At 34.5% G+C, this 18,501-nt stretch carries 15 protein-coding genes; 10 read left to right on the top strand and 5 right to left on the bottom strand.

The window, feature by feature from the left end:
* Window positions 1–1,119, top strand: a complete 1,119-nt coding sequence (gene dnaN, locus AC5ZCW_RS18145; RefSeq protein WP_111423316.1) for a DNA polymerase III subunit beta — start codon at window positions 1–3, stop codon at window positions 1,117–1,119.
* Window positions 1,120–1,679: 560 nt separating this feature from the next.
* Window positions 1,680–2,309, top strand: a complete 630-nt coding sequence (locus AC5ZCW_RS18150; RefSeq protein WP_343544606.1) for a DsbA family oxidoreductase — start codon at window positions 1,680–1,682, stop codon at window positions 2,307–2,309.
* 85 nt (window positions 2,310–2,394) lie between these two features.
* Here AC5ZCW_RS18150 and AC5ZCW_RS18155 read toward each other — a convergent pair whose 3' ends face one another.
* A complete protein-coding gene (locus tag AC5ZCW_RS18155) occupies window positions 2,395–2,526 on the bottom strand; it encodes a hypothetical protein (protein ID WP_262510489.1) in 132 nt (43 codons plus the stop codon).
* Window positions 2,527–2,748: 222 nt separating this feature from the next.
* On the opposite strand from AC5ZCW_RS18155, the gene AC5ZCW_RS18160 reads away from it, so the two are divergent.
* The 7 genes from AC5ZCW_RS18160 (at window position 2,749) to AC5ZCW_RS18190 (ending at window position 11,385) form a co-directional block, all read left to right on the top strand.
* A complete protein-coding gene (locus tag AC5ZCW_RS18160; protein WP_343544607.1) occupies window positions 2,749–3,069 on the top strand; it encodes a hypothetical protein in 321 nt (106 codons plus the stop codon).
* 17 nt (window positions 3,070–3,086) lie between these two features.
* A complete protein-coding gene (locus AC5ZCW_RS18165; RefSeq protein WP_343544608.1) occupies window positions 3,087–3,473 on the top strand; it encodes a YidH family protein in 387 nt (128 codons plus the stop codon).
* 43 nt (window positions 3,474–3,516) lie between these two features.
* On the top strand, window positions 3,517–4,521 hold the full coding sequence (locus tag AC5ZCW_RS18170) for a ligase-associated DNA damage response exonuclease (protein ID WP_496121113.1): 1,005 nt from the start codon (window positions 3,517–3,519) through the stop codon (window positions 4,519–4,521).
* Window positions 4,522–4,605: 84 nt separating this feature from the next.
* Window positions 4,606–6,207, top strand: coding sequence for an ATP-dependent DNA ligase (locus tag AC5ZCW_RS18175; protein WP_343544610.1), 1,602 nt, complete (start codon window positions 4,606–4,608; stop codon window positions 6,205–6,207).
* A complete protein-coding gene (locus tag AC5ZCW_RS18180) occupies window positions 6,208–8,667 on the top strand; it encodes a ligase-associated DNA damage response DEXH box helicase (RefSeq protein ID WP_496121115.1) in 2,460 nt (819 codons plus the stop codon).
* Between the two features lie 5 nt (window positions 8,668–8,672).
* Window positions 8,673–9,308 carry a ligase-associated DNA damage response endonuclease PdeM gene (gene pdeM / locus AC5ZCW_RS18185; protein WP_496121117.1) on the top strand — a complete coding sequence of 212 codons (636 nt, stop codon included), beginning with the start codon at window positions 8,673–8,675 and terminating at the stop codon, window positions 9,306–9,308.
* A gap of 136 nt (window positions 9,309–9,444) precedes the next feature.
* Window positions 9,445–11,385 (top strand): oleate hydratase, encoded by a 1,941-nt coding sequence (locus tag AC5ZCW_RS18190; protein ID WP_496121118.1) that lies wholly within the window; start codon window positions 9,445–9,447, stop codon window positions 11,383–11,385.
* 394 nt (window positions 11,386–11,779) lie between these two features.
* Here the strand turns inward: AC5ZCW_RS18190 and AC5ZCW_RS18195 are convergent, their stop codons facing one another.
* The 4 genes from AC5ZCW_RS18195 to AC5ZCW_RS18210 all read right to left on the bottom strand — a co-directional run bounded on the left by AC5ZCW_RS18195 (window position 11,780) and on the right by AC5ZCW_RS18210 (window position 18,118).
* Window positions 11,780–12,910 (bottom strand): efflux RND transporter periplasmic adaptor subunit, encoded by a 1,131-nt coding sequence (locus tag AC5ZCW_RS18195; protein ID WP_496121120.1) that lies wholly within the window; start codon window positions 12,908–12,910, stop codon window positions 11,780–11,782.
* Window position 12,911: 1 nt separating this feature from the next.
* A complete protein-coding gene (locus tag AC5ZCW_RS18200) occupies window positions 12,912–17,288 on the bottom strand; it encodes a CusA/CzcA family heavy metal efflux RND transporter (RefSeq protein WP_496121121.1) in 4,377 nt (1,458 codons plus the stop codon).
* A gap of 80 nt (window positions 17,289–17,368) precedes the next feature.
* Window positions 17,369–17,746: a hypothetical protein gene (locus AC5ZCW_RS18205; RefSeq protein ID WP_343544617.1), complete on the bottom strand. Its 378-nt coding sequence runs from the start codon at window positions 17,744–17,746 to the stop codon at window positions 17,369–17,371.
* A 75-nt stretch (window positions 17,747–17,821) separates the two neighbouring features.
* Window positions 17,822–18,118 (bottom strand): winged helix-turn-helix transcriptional regulator, encoded by a 297-nt coding sequence (locus tag AC5ZCW_RS18210; protein ID WP_281632757.1) that lies wholly within the window; start codon window positions 18,116–18,118, stop codon window positions 17,822–17,824.
* Window positions 18,119–18,209: 91 nt separating this feature from the next.
* Here AC5ZCW_RS18210 and AC5ZCW_RS18215 point away from each other — a divergent pair, with 91 nt between their 5' ends.
* Window positions 18,210–18,458, top strand: a complete 249-nt coding sequence (locus tag AC5ZCW_RS18215; RefSeq protein ID WP_496121122.1) for a hypothetical protein — start codon at window positions 18,210–18,212, stop codon at window positions 18,456–18,458.
* Window positions 18,459–18,501 lie beyond the last annotated feature (43 nt).

Below are 18,501 nucleotides of genomic sequence, written 5' to 3' on the forward strand. Positions count from 1 at the left end.
ATGAAATTTATAGTATCGAGTTCATACTTATTAAAACAATTACAAGTTTTAGGTAGTGTAATCAATAGTAACAATACGTTGCCTATTTTAGACAACTTTTTATTTGAACTAAACAGCAATGAGTTGACCGTTTCGGCTTCAGATCTTGAAACAACAATGTCGGCTACATTATCGATCGATTCTACAAGCAAAGGAAGCGTAGCAGTTCCTGCAAAACTTTTGCTTGAAATTTTAAAAACGTTCCCAGAGCAGCCGTTAACTTTTACTGTTGAGGATAACAACACAGTAGAAATTAGTTCTAATTCTGGTAAATATGCATTGGCTTATGCTGCAGGAGAAGAATTCCCTAAAGCAGTAAGTCTTGAAGATCCATCTGTAACACTTGTTCCTGCAGAAGTTTTGGCAACTGCGGTTAGTAAAACTATTTTTGCTGCTGGAAACGATGATTTACGTCCGGTAATGTCTGGAGTTTTCTTCCAGTTTTCACCAGAAGGATTAATTTTCGTTGCTACAGATGCTCATAAATTGGTTAAATATGCTCGTACAGATGTAAAAGCGTCTCAAGTGGCAGATTTTATTATGCCTAAAAAACCTTTAAACATTTTAAAAAGTATTTTAGGAACTTCTGATGCTGAAGTAAAAATTGAATATAACGATTCGAATGCGACTTTCTCATTTGACAATTATATCTTAATGTGTCGTTTAATCGACGGAAAATACCCTAATTACGAAGCGGTAATTCCTAAAGAAAATCCAAACAAATTAATGATTGACCGTTCTTTATTCTTAAGTTCTGTTAAACGTGTTGCCATTTTCTCTAACAAAACTACACATCAAATTCGTTTGAAAATTGCTGGAGCAGAATTAAATGTCTCTGCAGAAGATATTGACTACTCGAACAAAGCAGAAGAAAGATTGACTTGTGATTATCAAGGAGATGATTTACAAATTGGTTTCAACTCTCGTTTCTTAACTGAAATGCTAACAAACCTACAATCTGACATGATTATGCTTGAAATGTCGTTACCAAATAGAGCTGGTATTTTAACGCCAGTTGATGGTTTAGAAGAAGGAGAAACAGTTACTATGCTTGTAATGCCTGTAATGTTAAATAGTTAACATTAAAGTTTCTTTCTGTTACAGGGATATTTTTTAGTTCTAAATAAAAGATATATCATTGTAAAAAAAAAGATATCGCTATTAACCAACCATTTTTTATACCTAGAAACCGCAATTCCCATAAAGAGTTGCGGTTTTTTATTTGATTTTCTTTATTTCAAGTTTCAGGTTTCAAGTTTCAGGTTTCATGTTTCAGGTTTCATGTTTCATGTTTCAGGTTTCAAGTTTCAGGTTTCAAGTTTCAGGTTTCAAGTTTCAGGTTTCAAGTTTCAGGTTTCAAGTTTCAGGTTTCAAGTTGATATACTATGCGTATATTTTTTACCGCAAAGTTCGCAAAGGTTTTAGGCAAAGTTCGCTAAGATTCTTACTTAAGATTGTTTTAGAATACTAAGAGCGTAAAGATTTGTGTATTTAAATTCTTTATAAAGACTTTAGAAAAAAGAAAACTGACCTTTGCGTAAACCTTAGCAAACTTTGCGGTAAAAAATATACGCATAGTATATCAACTTGAATCTTGAAACCTGAAACTTGAAGCAAACAATTTTCCGTATCTTTGTAAAATGAAAATAGAAATTTGGTCGGACATCATGTGTCCGTTTTGTTATATCGGAAAAAGACAGTTGGAAACTGCGCTTGCAGTATTTCCAAATGACGAATTTGAAATTGAATGGAAAAGTTTTCAGCTTGATCCAACTATTACTGCTCAACCTGATATGGACGTTTACACGTTCTTAGCAGAAAGAAAAGGCATGTCTATTGAACAATCTAAAGAAATGCACAAAGGTGTCGCAGAACGCGCTAAAAGTGTTGGTTTAGATTACAATTTTGACAAGGCAGTAATCTCGAATTCTTTAAATGCACATAGAATTATTCAATTGGCTAAAACCAAAAATATGGGCGATCGAATGGAAGAAATATTCTTTAAGGCGTATTTTACTGATGGACGAGACTTAAACAACGGTCCTACTTTAATAGAATTAGGTATTCAGGCCGGTTTAGAAGAAAATGAAATTAGAGAAGTGTTAGAAAGCGATACTTTATATTTAAAAGAAGTGCAATCTGATATTAAAGAAGCCGGAGAAATTGGTGTTCAAGGTGTTCCGTTTTTTGTATTTAATCGTAAATATGCTGTTTCAGGAGCTCAACCTGTAGAAACTTTTGTAAAAACAATTCAAGAGGTTTTAAAATAAACTTTAGCCTTATAAAACTTAAAAGCGTGCTGTCTATATATAAACAGCACGCTTTTATTATTTAGTTATCTAATAAACTAAAAAATTAATGCCCAGCTCTACCTTTAGAATCGTTTGATTTTGTTGTAGTGCTTTTTCCTCTAGAACCAGAAGTTGATTTTTGAGTTTTTCCAGAATCTTTCATTCCAGATTTCGAATCTTTTCTTGAAGTTTCCATAATGTTATAATTTTTTAAATAATTAATATATACAAAGTTGCAAAATACGTAAATGCTTATTTTACAGAATTATAATTGAATTTTATAAAATAAAAATTAAGACAAATTTTGCAGAAACGAATCATGTAAAATTAAAATCAAATCTTATAATTTTTTCAAGTATCTAATTTTCAAATTTGTATATATCAAAAGTCGAAAAATTACAACTTAAAAATAGTAGTTATGAGTACAGATAGCAACAACCTAAAAATTGCAAGATTAAACAATCTTAAGTGCAGAAAACCTGATCATATTGATACTGCACATGAAAATGAAGCTTTGGATGAAGAGTTTACTTCAGGGCAAAATCCAGATACCAACTACAGAAATCAATATAATTGCTATTCTAATGATTGCTATCAAATTATTGAAAGCGGATTAAATGTTGCTGAGGATAATACTCCTTTTTCAACTTATGATGATGCTAATCCTTATGATAGCTATAATTTAGATAATGAAGATGATAAATACAACTGTCCACCTTATCGAAATTATGAATACTAAAAAAAACTAAAACAGTTATGTCACCAAAAAATGATCAGGAAGTTATGAATGAATATTTGTCTAATGAAAGAACTTTATTAGCATGGCTTCGTACTGGAATTGGAATCATGGTTTTCGGATTTGTGGCAGTAAAATTTTCTTTATTTCTAAAACAGGTTCCCGCTAAACATTTAGCAGAAACTGTCCCGCCCAATAGTAACTTTACCATCTATTTAGGGATTGGTTTATTAATTGCTGGCGCATTAACTATTTTGCTGTCTTATCTGCGGTACATTCACACTATCAAACTATTAAAAAAAGGAAAGTATCAATATTCAACCGCAATGCTTACCTTTATTACAATGATGCTTTTTGTATTGAGCATATCACTTATAGCTTATCTAATTATCGCAGCAAGCGCGTAAAAATTATTTAATTGCCAAATTTCCTAATGATCTAATTAAAAAAATGAATCCGCCATTATTACAATTTAACGACAAAGGAATTTACTGCCAACAGGCAGATGTTTATCTTGATCCGTGGCGGCCAGTTACCAATGCCATAATAACACATGGTCATTCTGATCATGCTAGATGGGGACACCAAAATTATATTACTCATTATTCCAATATTCCCATTATAAAATATCGACTTGGAGATATTAATGTTTCAGGAAAAGGTTGGAATGAAACTTTTACCATAAACGGCGTAAAATTTTCTTTTCACCCTGCTGGCCATATAATTGGTTCAGCACAAATTAGAGTGGAATACAAAGGTGAAATTTGGGTTTTTACAGGCGATTATAAAACAGAAGACGACGGAATTTCAGTTCCATATGAAGTCGTAAAATGCCATTCTTTCATAACCGAATGTACTTTCGGACTTCCCGCTTTTAAATGGGAACCGCAAGCAGATGTTATGACTGAAATTAATAATTGGTGGGCTGAGAATCGTGCAGAAGGAAAAACCTCTGTCTTGTTTGGATATTCCTTAGGAAAAGCACAGCGATTATTAAAAAATCTAGATACAAACATTGGACAAATTTACACTCATGGCGCAATAGAAAATATGACCAATATTGCGCGCCAAATGATTGATTTGCCTCCAACTATACGAGTAACTGCCGAAACTAAAAAAGAAGATTTATTAGGCAATATTGTAATTGCTCCGCCAAGCGCACATGGAAGCACTTGGATTAGAAAAATGACTCCTTTTGTAACAGGAACAGCAAGCGGCTGGATGGCTTTTAGAGGTGCAAGACGCAGACGAGCCGTTGACCGCGGATTTGTCTTAAGCGATCACTGTGACTGGACTGGTTTATTGGAAAGCATAAAAGCAACAGGCGCAGAAAGAGTCATCTGCACTCATGGATATTCAGATATTTTCTCGAGATATTTAAGAGAATTAGGCTATGATGCCAGAACAGCAAACACGCAATATGAAGGAGAAACCAATAATACAGATGAAGAATAATTGTAAAATGTAAAAAGTTAAATGTAAAAAGACAACATTTAACCTCCTCTCACATTTTACATCTAACACTTTACAACAAAAAAAATGAAAAACTTTGCCGAGCTTATAAAAACCTTAGACAGTTCTAATAAAACATCGGTAAAAGTTGATGCGCTGACGAATTATTTCCTAAAAGCAAACGACGAAGACAAAGTCTGGACAATCGCTATTCTTTCGCATCGTCGCCCTCCCCGACCCGTTAATACGACTTTATTACGTTTATGGGCAAACGAATTGGCTAATATTCCGCTTTGGCTATTTGAAGAAAGTTACCATATTGTTGGTGATTTGGCCGAAACGATTGCGCTTGTAATTCCAACCACAAAAGAACATTCTGATAAAAGTCTAACTGAATTTTTACAGGAAATCATTGCCTTAAAAAAGAAAACTGACTCAGAGAAAAAAGAATATTTACAAACCAACTGGCTGAATTTAAATTATTACGAAAGATTCGTTTTTACTAAATTAATAACGGGCAGTTTCAGAATTGGTTTAAGTCAAAAATTAATGACTCGAGCACTTTCTAAAGCCGAAAATATTGATGAAGATACACTCGCTTATAAATTAATGGGCGACTGGAATCCGAATACGATTACGTTTCAAGAATTGATTTTGGACGAAAAAAGTAGCGATTATTTATCGAAACCTTATCCTTTTTATTTGGCATATCCAATTGAAGGTGAAATTGAAAATCTTGGAAATCCCGAAGACTGGAGCGCCGAACATAAATGGGACGGAATTCGATCTCAAACCATTATTCGCGATAACGAAATTTACGTTTGGAGCCGTGGCGAAGAATTAGTAACCGATAAATATCCAGAATTTCAATCTTTCATTGGCAATATTCCCGACGGAACGGTTATAGACGGCGAAATTCTTCCTTTTATAGACAATCAAATTGGGACATTTAATGATCTACAAACCCGAATTGGTCGTAAAAATGTATCGGCTTCTGTTTTAAAAAATACGCCAGTTATTATTAAAGCTTACGATTTATTGGAATGGCAGGGAAAAGATATTCGGAATCTTCCTTACGAAGAACGCCGAACCTTATTGGAAGAATTATTTACTGGTTTAATTGGAAAAGAGATTCCGTTACAGCTTTCAGAAAGAATTCATTTTTCAACTTGGGAAGATGTTACAAACGAAAGATTAAAATCGCGTGAAATGAAAAGCGAGGGTTTAATGCTGAAACGAAAAGATTCTCCCTATTTAGTTGGAAGAAAAAAAGGAGATTGGTGGAAATGGAAAATTGAACCATTAACGATTGATGCCGTTCTCACCTACGCCATGCGCGGTCACGGCAGAAGATCTAATTTGTTTACCGATTATACTTTTGCGCTTTGGCAGGAAAATGAAAATAAGGAACGTGAACTCGTCACTTTCGCGAAAGCGTATTCTGGTTTAACTGATGCCGAGTGTAGAATGGTCGATGATTTCATCAAAAAAAATACTTTAGAAAGATTTGGACCTGTTAGAAGCGTTACGCCGAAGTTGGTTTTCGAAATTGGTTTTGAAGGAATTGCCCTTTCCAAAAGACATAAAAGCGGAGTTGCAACCCGTTTTCCGCGTATTTTAAGATGGCGACACGACAAAAAAATTGAAGAAGCCAATTCAATCGAAGATTTAAAAAACATGATTTTATAAATGAATAGAGAGCAATTATATAAGATCGCCAGCGAATGGTTTGAAAGTCAGGGATGGAAACCTTTTCCGTTTCAGACCCAGACTTGGACTGCTTTCTTGCAGGGCAAAAACGGCTTGCTAAATGCTCCAACTGGAAGCGGAAAAACCTATGCGCTTTGGCTTCCTATCATTTTAAACTATATTAAAGAAAATCCGAATTACAAAATCAAGCATAACTCAGGATTAAAAGCGATTTGGATTACGCCTTTAAGGTCTTTATCTGTCGAAATAAAACAAGCCGCAGAGCGAGTTTTAGCAGATTTAGACATCCCAATGACAGTTGGGATTCGGTCGGGAGATACATCTTCTGCAGAACGCTCCAAGCAAAAAACCAAAATGCCCGATTTGCTGATTACAACTCCCGAAAGTCTGCAACTGCTTTTAGCCACAAAAGCGTATTCAAATATTTTTAAAAATTGCAGTTCCATCGTAATTGACGAATGGCATGAATTACTCGGAACCAAACGTGGCGTACAAGTTGAATTAGCCTTATCAAGATTAAAAACCGTTGCTAAAAATATTCGAATCTGGGGAATCTCAGCCACAATTGGTAATCTACAACAAGCGCAGGAAGTTTTGCTTGGAGTAGATTCTGAAGCGTATCATAATTCCGTTTTAATCAAAGCGGTAATTAACAAGAAAATAAAAGTTATTTCCATTATTCCAGACAAAATGGATACGTATCCATGGCGCGGACACATGGGATTACATCTGATTGATGAAGCCGCAAAAATTATAAAAACCAGTAAAACGACGCTTATTTTTACCAATGTTCGTTCGGCTTGCGAAATATGGTATCAGAGATTATTAGAAAAATATCCTGAATTTGCTGGAGAAATGGCCATGCATCACGGAAGTATTGATCGGGAAACCAGACTTTGGGTTGAAAATGCTATTCGGAACGAAGAATTAAAAGTCGTAGTCTGCACTTCTAGTTTAGATTTGGGTGTTGACTTTGCTCCTGTCGAATCAATAATTCAGGTCGGAGGCCCAAAAGGCGTTGCCCGTTTCATGCAGCGCGCCGGACGAAGCGGACATCAGCCTGGAAAAGAAAGTGTTATTTATTTTCTTGCCACTCATGCCATTGAATTAATAGAAGCTTCAGCTCTAAAAAAAGCGGTCGAAAACAGCGTAATAGAAGATCGTGTTCCGTATTTAAATAGCTGGGATGTTTTGGTTCAATATCTTAATACTCTGGCAGTTTCTGACGGATTTTATCCAAACGAAATTTTCAAAGAAATTCAGGGAACTTTCAGTTATCAAACCATTTCGGATGAAAACTGGAACTGGATTTTAAATTTCATTACACAAGGAAGTCAAAGTCTTCATGCTTACGACGAATTTAAAAAAGTGGAAATTGACGAAAACGGCTGTTACAAAATAAACAGCAGAATGATTGCCATGCACCACAGAATGCAGATTGGAACTATTGTTGGCGATGCTGTGATGAACGTAAAATATCTCACTGGCGGTTATATTGGCACGATTGAAGAATGGTTTATTTCGAAATTAAAACCGGGCGATACTTTTATTTTTGCTGGAAAAAAACTGGAATTATTCAAAATCAGGAACATGCAGGTTTTGGTAAAAAAAGCGAGTCCGAAGAAAGAATCTAAAATTGCGAGCTGGATGGGCGGACGTTTGGCTCTTTCTTCTCAAATGAGCGAATTGCTTCGAAAAGAATTATATCGAGCCAATACCGATAATCTTTCGCCAGAATTAAAAGCTTTACAGCCTTTATTTCAAAGACAGCGAAAAGAATCTATTGTGCCAAGTTCAGATGAATTTTTGATTGAAACTTTTAAAACCCGAGAAGGATTTCATGCTATTTTTTATCCGTTTGAAGGACGCTTTGTTCATGAAGCTTTAGCCAGTTTATTGGCATTTAGAATTAGTTTACTGCAATCGATCACATTTTCTTTGGCTTATAATGATTATGGTTTCGAATTGCTTTCAGATCAGGAAATAGATATTGAAGCCGTTTTAGACAATAATTTATTTTCAACCGAATATGTGCATCACGATTTGCAGAAAAGTTTAAATTCAACCGAAATGGCGAGAAGAAAATTTAGAGATATAGCGGTAATTTCAGGATTGGTCTTTACAGGTTTTCCAGGAAAAATGGTTAAGACCAAACATTTGCAAAGCGGTTCGCAATTGCTGTTTGAAGTATTTAGAGATTTTGAGCCCGATAATTTGTTATTGCATCAAGCCTACCGTGAAACCTTTGAGCATCAGTTAGAAGAAGGACGTTTGATATTGGCTTTGGAACGAATTGCAAATCAAAAAATTATCTGGAAACAATGCTTAAAACCAACGCCTTTTAGTTTCCCAATTATTACCGATCGATTGAGAGAAAAGCTTTCGAGTGAAACTCTGGCTGAAAGAATTCAGAAAATGACTGCATCATACATGAAATAGACCTTATGAATATTCAAATACAAAACGAAAACTTTATACTTCATGCCAGCGGTGCTGTTTTTTGGGAAAAGCAAAAAACGGTTATTATTTCTGATGTGCATTTGGGAAAAGTGACACATTTTAGAAAAAACGGAATCGCTATTCCGCAAAATGCTATTTCTGAAAATTTTAGGAAAATCACAGCCGTTTTGGATTATTTTCTTCCTGAAAAAATCATTTTTTTGGGAGATTTATTTCACAGCATCAAAAATACAGAATGGAATTTATTTGAGGAATGGCTTTCGAATCATAAACAAGAGACCTATTTAATAACTGGAAATCATGATATTATTGATGAAATTCATTATAAAAAAATTGGAGTGATTGTTACAGAGATTTTAGAAATTGACCGTTTCTTTTTCACGCATCATCCAACCGAAAAAGAAAATTTATTTAATTTTTCAGGCCACATTCATCCTGGAATTGTCTTGCGTGGCTTGGGTTTGCAGACTTTAAAGCTTCGCTGTTTCTTTTGCAGACCCAATCAGATTATACTTCCAGCTTTTGGTGAGTTTACTGGAAAATATTTTCTAAAGCCTAATTTTGACGATACTATTTATGCTATTGCCGGAAATGAAGTTATTCAAATTAACAAAGAATAACGTAATGTTTTGGTAAAAATAAATTAATAAATTATTAATATTTAGCAAAATATACAATTTTAATATATAAAATACAATACCAAAGTTTTATAATTTAACCTTACTTTAGTTGGATTAACTTTATAAAGCTTTGAAAATGAAGAATATTACATCAAAATTTGACAAAGTCCTAAACAATTCTACAACCTACGGAAATGTTAATCATGAACCCGATTCAAGTACAGAAACGCAGTTAAACACCCCAGAAAAATCAATGCCGTTTTCAGATCAGATTGGAAATTACCAGCGTAACATTGGTATTCCTCTCAAATCGTATGAAAACAGCAAAATTTATATTGTAGGAAGCGGTATTGCCGGAATGGCAGCTGCTTATTACTTCATTCGCGATGGAAGAATTCCCGCTAAAAACATCACTTTTTTAGAACAGCTTCATATTGACGGAGGTTCCCTCGACGGAGCAGGAAATCCGAAAGAAGGCTATATTATTCGAGGCGGACGAGAAATGGATATGACTTATGAGAACCTATGGGATATTTTTCAGGATATTCCAGCTCTAGAAATGCCACCTCCTTATACGGTTTTAGACGAATATCGATTAATCAACGATAATGATTCCAATTATTCTAAAGCGCGATTAATCCATAAAAATGGAGAAATAAAAGACTTCAGTAAATTTGGTTTAAACAAAAAAGATCAGCTGGCAATCGTTAAACTTTTATTGAAAAGAAAAGACGAGTTAGACGATTTGACCATTGAAGATTATTTTAGCGAAACATTTCTGGAAAGCAATTTCTGGACCTTTTGGCGCACCATGTTTGCTTTTGAAAATTGGCACAGTTTATTAGAGCTTAAATTGTATATGCACCGTTTTCTTCACGCGATCGACGGATTAAACGATCTTTCTTCCTTAGTTTTTCCAAAATACAATCAATACGATACCTTTATTACACCGCTTCGAAAATTCCTTGAAGAAAAAGGTGTGAACATTAAATTTCATACATTAATCAAAGATCTAATTATTCAAAGTAATACTGAAGGTAAATTGGTCGAAGGAATTATTACTGAACACGAAGGAAAAGAAACCAGACATCCTATTGGCAAAGACGATTTTGTAATTGTAACCACTGGTTCTATGACCGAAGATACTTTTTATGGAGATAATAAAACGGCTCCAATTATTAAAATCGACAACTCTACAAGCGGAAAAAGTGCTGGATGGATGCTCTGGAAAAATCTTGCCGCAAAATCTCCTATTTTTGGCAAACCAGAAAGATTCTGTTCCAATATCGAAAAATCATCTTGGGAATCGGTTACGCTTACGTGCAAACCTTCTGCTCTTGTAGAAAAATTAAAAGAATACTCGGTAAACGATCCGTATTCTGGAAAAACAGTTACTGGTGGAATTATCACGATTACCGATTCTAACTGGTTAATGAGTTTTACTTGCAACAGACAGCCTCATTTTCCAGATCAGCCAGATGATATTTTAGTACTTTGGGTTTACGCCTTATTTATGGATAAACCAGGAAATTATATCAAAAAAGTAATGCCTGAATGTACTGGAGATGAAATTTTAACCGAACTATGTTTCCATATAGGAATTCTAGATAAATTGGATAATGTGGTAGAAAACACGATCGTGCGAACTGCTTTTATGCCTTACATCACATCGATGTTTATGCCGAGAGCAAAAGGCGATCGCCCTAGAGTTGTTCCTGAAGGATGCAAAAATCTTGGCTTAATTGGACAATTTGTTGAAACAAATAATGATGTTGTCTTTACTATGGAAAGTTCGATTAGAACGGCTAGAATTGCGGTTTACAAATTATTGAATTTAAATAAACAAGTTCCAGATATTAATCCGCTCCAATATGATATTCGACATTTGCTAAAAGCGGTTAGAACACTGAATGATGGAAAAGCATTTTTAGGAGAAGGCATTCTGCATAAAGTTCTTAGAGGCACTTATTTTGAACATGTTTTGCCACCAATTGAAGAAGATAAAGAGGAACATGAATCTTTTATTGCCGAACAGGTTAATCGATTTAAGGATTGGATTAAAGGCATAAAAGATTAAATAATTCATTTAAACGATCAAATAATATTCCGTTAGGAATATTTGGTCGGTAAAAAAATATGATATTGTTTTGAAATGTGTCCTGTAGGGACACCTGATTTTTACCGAAAAAAATATGTTCAAATAATTAAACGTAATCTAAATTTCTACCAACAAAACGTTCCTACGGAACGTAAATACACGGTTAAATTCTAATTCTACCGATGAGACATTCCTACGGAATGAAATTAGAAAAGAATTGGAATAAAATTGAAATTCTATTCAAATAGAAATTGAAATACAATCGAAATCGAAACAAAACCGAAATAAAACTGTTTTTAAAATCAAAAACCCAGTAAAACTAAATTTACTGGGTTTTCTTGTTTAACTCTAAATTGTAATCAGAAAATAAACATTATTGTTCATCGTTATTCATGGCAGACATCAATAAGGTGTAAGCATTTTTTACGATTATTTTTGAAGAAGTAGAAATAGCATCAGAAATAATCTGATTATAACCTTCATTTTTAACTCCAGACTTTACTTCTACCATTTGAAACTGATTGTTTCCAAGTTCTGTAAACACATAAAATTTACCTTCCCAACGCACTACAGCATCTTCTGGAACTGTTAATGCTTTTTGGTTTTCAATTTCAACTTCTGCATTCACAAACAAGCCAGGCAAAAGTGCCGGATTGTATGTATTCACTTTACAGATGATTTCGGCTGCACGATCACCATTTAGACTTTGATTGATAAAAGCAATTTTTGCCGCGTATTTTTTAGTATCAGATGCATTTGCATAAACCATCACACTTTGGCCTATAGAGAGCGACGCAACATCTTTTTCGAATGCATTTAAAGTTAAAACAATGTCTTTTTTATCGATTAATTCAAAAAGCATATCAGTCGGATTTACATATTTTCCGATATTGACATTTACTTTAGAAACCAAACCATTAATAGGTGAAACTACTTTTATGGTTTTACTTATATTATTTACGTTTAATGTTTTAGCATTAATTCCTAATAAGTTTAATTTTTGTTCCAAAGAAGACATTGTGATACGTTGCGTACGCATTTCGGTTGTAATCTGTTCCAAAACCTTATCACTTGCAGCCTTGTTTAGATTAAGTTCTTTTTGTCTTTTGTGTTCGTTTTGCGCCAGTTCAAACTTTTCCTTGGCCATAAGATAATCTTGCTGCAATTCAATAAACTGCATGTCTTCTAAAACAGCCAAAACCTGTCCTTTCTGCACATTCATTCCTGCAATTAAATTGGTGCTTTTTACATAACCTCCCAGCGGAATGCTAATACTTATCACGCTTTTTGGCGGAACAGCTACTGTGCCTTGCAATTTCAAAATCTCCTTCACATTTTTCAAAGTCGGATTATCGCTTACTAATCCCGCATTTTTAACCTGTTCAGGGCTTAATTTAATGATATTAATGCTTTTAGTTTCAGCATCTTTATTTTCTTCCGTTTTCTTATTTCCGCAGGACAATAGAAATATAGCGCCTATAAACGCTGCAATATATTTTTTCATTTTAAATGTTATTTAGATTTTGAAGAGTTACAACGGCTTTATTATAAGCATTGAGCGCATCTAGATATTCGCTTTTGATTGTAATAGCTTGATTTACTACTAAAACCCATTGCAGATAATCAATATCGCCATTTTGCAGCTGACTGCTTGAAGCCTCAATAATGGTCTGCGCATTTTTTAAACCTTCTTTTTCGTAGTATTCTAAACTTTCCTGATATTTTTTCACTTCTCGATCAGCGTTCTCCAGATTGGTTTTCATCTCAATTTTAGCTGCCTCAGAAAGCTCAACGTAACTCTCATATTCTGCTTTTGCCGCACGCTTTCGTTCTGTCTGACTCGTGAAGAAAATAGGGATTGAAAGTCCTGCATTGATATAATTAAATCTTTGTGAACTATCATAATAAACTTCCTGACCTGAAGTATTAGTTTGAGCACCAATAATGCTTAAATTATTATAACCTAAAGTAATTTCTGGAAGCAGTTTTGCACTTTCTGTTTTCCATCTCCACTTTGCAGATTCCGATTCAAATTGCGAACGCTGAACAGCCGGAAGATTCTCTGTTTTTAGATTTTCAATTAATGACGGATTCAAAACTGCTTTTACTTTTTCTCTTTTCGGAGCATAGGCAACTTTATCCTGAAGAACAGAATTAAACAGATTTAAAGCAATTTCAAGATCTCGGTTTACCATTACCAATTGATTGCTATAAAATTGTCTGGCAGACTGCGAAGCACTTTTTTCTAGAACATTGGCTTCACCAGCTTTAAATCGTAAATCTGATTTTTTCTCCATAATTCTATAAATTGAATCGGCATAAACCAAAAGTTCTTTTTTGCTTTCGAGCCATAAATAATCATAATAGCTGTTACGAACTCTGGTTTTAATTTCCTGAGAAGTCAGCTGTACTTCGGCTTTAGCTTTATTAAAATCGGCTTGTAATGCTTTTTTCTGATTGCTGTAAACAGTAGGAAAAGCAAAAGTCTGACTGATTCCAAAACGGGTATCTTTCTGCACGCTATTAAATTGGCCATAATCGGCATCTATTTGTGTTTGCGGAAGATTATAAGCCGTTTTCTGCAAATGGCTTTTTGACTGTTCGTTTAACTTAGCCGATTTAATTGTTCTGTTATTCCGAATTGCAATTGAAATTGATTCGTCTAACGAAATTGGTAATTGTTGCGCATTTGCCATATTACCAATAAAAAGAATGCTTAATAAAATGGTTAGATTATTCATTTGTTTTTTTCTCTTTTTCGTAAAAACTTTAGCGTGATATGTCATTAAATAAATAGCTGGAAGTACAAACAATGTTAAAAGAGTTGCTGTTACCAATCCGCCGATTACAACAGTTGCTAGCGGACGTTGCACCTCTGCTCCTGCTCCGTTGCTTAAAGCCATTGGCAAAAATCCTAAAGAAGCTACAGCCGCTGTCATTAAGACCGGACGCAATCTGTTTTTGGTTCCTAATAGAATAATATCAAATGGATCTGTGATTTCACCATGTTTTTGAATTCGGTTGAATTCTGATATCAAAACGATTCCGTTTAATACGGCTACTCCAAAAAGCGCAATAAATCCGACACCTGCAGAAATACTAAAAGGCATATCTCTCATAACTAATGCAAAGACACCTCCAATTGCAGATAACGGAATTGCGGTAAAAATGATAATTCCTTCTTTGAACGATCTGAAAGCAAAATACAACAAAGCAAAAATCATTAATAAAGCAGCTGGAACTGCAACTCCCAATCTTGCTTTTGCTTGCTGTAAATTCTCAAAAGCACCACCATACGTAATATAATAACCTGGATCAAATTTGATCTGCTGATTCACTTTTTGCTGCAATTCTTCCACAATTGACTGTACGTCTCTACCTCGAACATTAAATCCGACGATGATTCTTCGTTTTGCATTTTCTCTCTGAATCTGATTTGGGCCTTCGACTTCATCTACTTTTGCTACTTGATAAAGCGGAATCTGCATTCCAGAAGGAGTTGCAATTAGAAGATTACGCACGTCTTCGATGCCTTTTCTTCCGTTATCTTCCACACGAATCACCATATCAAAACGTTTTTCACCTTCATAAATACTTCCAGCAACAGCACCTGCAAAAGCGGCATTAATTGTTGCATTTACATCTGCAACACGTAAACTATATTTTGCCATTTCTGCCCAATTGTAATCAATTACGATTTGAGGCATTCCGGTTACTTTTTCTACATATAAATCGGCTGCGCCTTCAACAGTTTTGCTAATAGCCCCAAGTTTTTCGGCATATTCTGAAAGTTTCTGAAGATCTTCTCCGTAAATTTTACAAACCAAATCCTGCTTAGCTCCAGTCATTAATTCATTAAAACGCATCTGAACCGGAAACTGAAATCCTGTTGTCACTCCAGGTGCAATTCGCTTAACGGTTTTAGTCATTTTATCAGCCAATTCTGGAAACGAAGAAGCGCTTGTCCATTCTGACTTGTCTTTTAAAACAATAATCATATCTCCTCCTTCAATAGGCATTGGATCGGTTGGAATCTCGGCGCTTCCAATTCGCGAAACCACCTGTTGCACTTCTGGAAATTCTTTCTTTAATTCTTTAGAAATTTTCGTGATAGTTTCTGTTGTCGTAGAAAGATTAGTTCCTAAAAGCAGACGAGTTTCTACAGCAAAATCTCCTTCTTCCAATTGTGGAATAAACTCTCCTCCCATTCTTCCGAATAATAAAACTGCAATTCCGAAAAGCACAAATGCTCCGATAACAATTGCTTTCCTGATGTCTAAAGCTTTGGTCAGCCATCCTTCATATGCTATTTCTAATCTTTCCATAATACGATCTGAAAGATTCTTTTTATGGCTGATTTTTTTACTTAAAAACAAAGCGCTAACCATTGGCACATAAGTCAATGACAGAATAAAAGCTCCCAAAATGGCAAAAGCAACAGTTTGTGCCATTGGCTTAAACATTTTTCCTTCAATTCCTTGCAAAGAAAGAATCGGCAAGTAAACAATCAGGATAATAATTTGTCCAAAAACCGCCGCGTTCATCATACGAGCAGCAGATCCAGTTACTTCTTTATCCATTTCATCCTGAGAAATATTCGAAACCGACTGGTATTTTTTAGAACTATGAAGATGATGCAGAATGGCTTCTACAATAATAACGGCTCCATCTACAATTAATCCGAAGTCTAAGGCTCCAAGACTCATTAAGTTTCCGCTTACGCCAAAAGTATTCATCATTATAATGGCAAAAAGCATCGCTAGCGGAATAACCGAAGCTACGATAAAACCTGCTCTAAGATTTCCGAGGAATAAAACCAGAATCAGAACAACTATTAAAGCGCCTTCAATTAAATTTTTCTCAACTGTTCCGATGGCATTATCCACCATTTTAGTTCGATCTAAGAAAGGCTCAATTTTTAAACCTTCAGGAAGGATTTTTTCAATTTGAGCAATTTTATCTTTTACATTGACAATAACATTATTGGCATTTTCTCCCTTTAACATCATCACAATTCCGCCAACAGATTCTCCGTATTCGTCTGTAGTTAAAGCACCGTAACGAATAGCCGACGAAATTTTGACATTCGCCACATCTTTTACCAAAATTGGCAGTCCGCCTTGAGTACTTTTAACTACAATATTCTCAATATCTTCAATGCTTTTAGCTAAACCTGTACTTCTAATATAAGAAACCGTTGGCCCTTTCTCGATATAAGCTCCACCTGTGTTTTCATTGCTATTATTTAAAGCGGTAAAAACATCACTAATCGTTAAGTTCTGTGCTTTCAATCTAGCTGGATTTACAGCAATTTCATACTGTTTAAGTTTTCCTCCAAAAGTTGAAACATCGGCAACTCCTGCAGTTCCTAAAAGCTGTCTTCTAATAGTCCAATCCTGAATTGTTCTTAAATCTTCTAGCGAATATTTTTCCTCGTAACCTGGTTTTGGTTTTAAAACATATTGGTATATTTCACCTAAACCAGTTGTAACTGGCGCCATTTCGGGTCTGTTGGCATTTCGATCAATTTCTACCTGCTGGAGTCTTTCTGCAATTTGCTGTCTGGCCCAATACACATCGGCATCGTCTTCAAAAACAACACTTACTAATGAAAGTCCAAAGCGAGAAATACTTCTGCTCTCTTTAAGATGAGGAATATTACTGATGGCCTGTTCCATTGGGAAAGTAATTAATCTTTCGACGTCTTCGGCTCCTAATGATGGCGCTGTGGTAATAATTTGTACCTGATTGTTTGTGATGTCTGGTACAGCATCAATTGGTAATTGGGTAACCTCGTACACACCATAGATAATCCACAGCAATGTAAAGATTCCAATTGCCAGTTTGTTCTTAACTGAGAACTGAATTACTTTATTAAGCATAAATGTATTAATTAGAAAATAATAAATGAGCCACCAAAACAATACGTTTCAGTCGCTTCAATAAAAATTTTAAAAAATACTTATGCTACCGGAGGTCTGAATAAGGAAAGTAAATTTGGATCTGAATGAAGATCAGATCTATAAGTTGGTATTTTTAACTGTGGTAATTCTGGATTGAAAGGAATTGGAAGCAAATCTTTGTCGTCTAAAATAAAAACAAAGTGAAACGAACTGCTGCTTATGGTTTTAAAAGGCAACTGCATGTCGCGATCGCCGTCGTTGTCTTTGAGATCTTCTCCCCAATAATGCATCGATAAAAAGTCTACAAAACTTAAGTCCATCAGTTTTTTGTGCTCTCCATAATGCTGAATCAATATTGGCAGTTTATAAAACTGCTGTACAAAACTGCTGTTTGAAGCTATTAGAAAAATGAATATGTAGACAATTTGTTTTCGCACAAGGCAAATTTAACCCAAATTATATAATTTTTCACTATGAAAAATAGTTATAATATATCTTTTAACAATTTAGACTTATTGAGACAACCCTTCTAAATGCTGAAAAACTGGAATTAAAGCTTTTCCTTTTTCTGTCAAATTATATTCGATATGGAGCGGTTTTAGTTTAATTGTAGTTTTTTCCAAAAGCCCTTCCTCTTCCAGCTCTTTTAAAGCTGTAGATAATGATTGTTTATTGGAACCCTGAATCTGACGCAATAAATTATTAAAACGCAAAGGTGCTTCTACAGCCAGACGGAAAATTTCGGCTTTCCATTTTCCAGATAACATTTTTAAAAGTCTTTGTGCCGGACAAGTTTCTGTTTCTTCCATAATGATTGTGGGTAGTCAAAAAAAAAATGACTTATTGTTTTGGAAAGTTTTTTAATTAAAATTTGTTGTAATTCTAAAGTAAAAATATAAAATGAAAGCCAAGAAACCAAGCGAAATGAGTATTGAAGAGCTGTTAAAAATGCAGAAAACAATTCAGTCGACAATTAAGATATTGATTGTGATTGCCATCATAATTTTATTTCTGATTGTATTATTATTTCTAAAAAAAGGATTTCTCATTTTAATACTATTTCCTTTTTTAATGGCTTTTATTATGATTACCCACTCTAATTCTCTTAAAGAAATTGAACAAGAAATTACTTCTAGAGATTTGGAATAAAATTTACGGCTCAATATTCAGTTATAGTTTTTTAATTTTAATT

It is taken from the genome of Flavobacterium sp. PLA-DH12, assembly GCF_059511845.1.

What these genes read in the sequence shown, in the direction of transcription:
- AC5ZCW_RS18160 (WP_343544607.1), top strand. Translation starts at nt 2,749, where the DNA reads ATGAGTACAGATAGCAACAACCTAAAAATTGCAAGATTAAACAATCTT.
- AC5ZCW_RS18215 (WP_496121122.1), top strand. Translation starts at nt 18,210, where the DNA reads ATGAAAGCCAAGAAACCAAGCGAAATGAGTATTGAAGAGCTGTTAAAA.
- AC5ZCW_RS18210 (WP_281632757.1), bottom strand. Translation starts at nt 18,118, where the DNA reads ATGGAAGAAACAGAAACTTGTCCGGCACAAAGACTTTTAAAAATGTTA.
- AC5ZCW_RS18190 (WP_496121118.1), top strand. Translation starts at nt 9,445, where the DNA reads ATGAAGAATATTACATCAAAATTTGACAAAGTCCTAAACAATTCTACA.
- AC5ZCW_RS18150 (WP_343544606.1), top strand. Translation starts at nt 1,680, where the DNA reads ATGAAAATAGAAATTTGGTCGGACATCATGTGTCCGTTTTGTTATATC.
- AC5ZCW_RS18155 (WP_262510489.1), bottom strand. Translation starts at nt 2,526, where the DNA reads ATGGAAACTTCAAGAAAAGATTCGAAATCTGGAATGAAAGATTCTGGA.
- AC5ZCW_RS18180 (WP_496121115.1), top strand. Translation starts at nt 6,208, where the DNA reads ATGAATAGAGAGCAATTATATAAGATCGCCAGCGAATGGTTTGAAAGT.
- AC5ZCW_RS18165 (WP_343544608.1), top strand. Translation starts at nt 3,087, where the DNA reads ATGTCACCAAAAAATGATCAGGAAGTTATGAATGAATATTTGTCTAAT.
- pdeM (WP_496121117.1), top strand. Translation starts at nt 8,673, where the DNA reads ATGAATATTCAAATACAAAACGAAAACTTTATACTTCATGCCAGCGGT.
- AC5ZCW_RS18200 (WP_496121121.1), bottom strand. Translation starts at nt 17,288, where the DNA reads ATGCTTAATAAAGTAATTCAGTTCTCAGTTAAGAACAAACTGGCAATT.
- AC5ZCW_RS18175 (WP_343544610.1), top strand. Translation starts at nt 4,606, where the DNA reads ATGAAAAACTTTGCCGAGCTTATAAAAACCTTAGACAGTTCTAATAAA.
- AC5ZCW_RS18195 (WP_496121120.1), bottom strand. Translation starts at nt 12,910, where the DNA reads ATGAAAAAATATATTGCAGCGTTTATAGGCGCTATATTTCTATTGTCC.
- AC5ZCW_RS18170 (WP_496121113.1), top strand. Translation starts at nt 3,517, where the DNA reads ATGAATCCGCCATTATTACAATTTAACGACAAAGGAATTTACTGCCAA.
- dnaN (WP_111423316.1), top strand. Translation starts at nt 1, where the DNA reads ATGAAATTTATAGTATCGAGTTCATACTTATTAAAACAATTACAAGTT.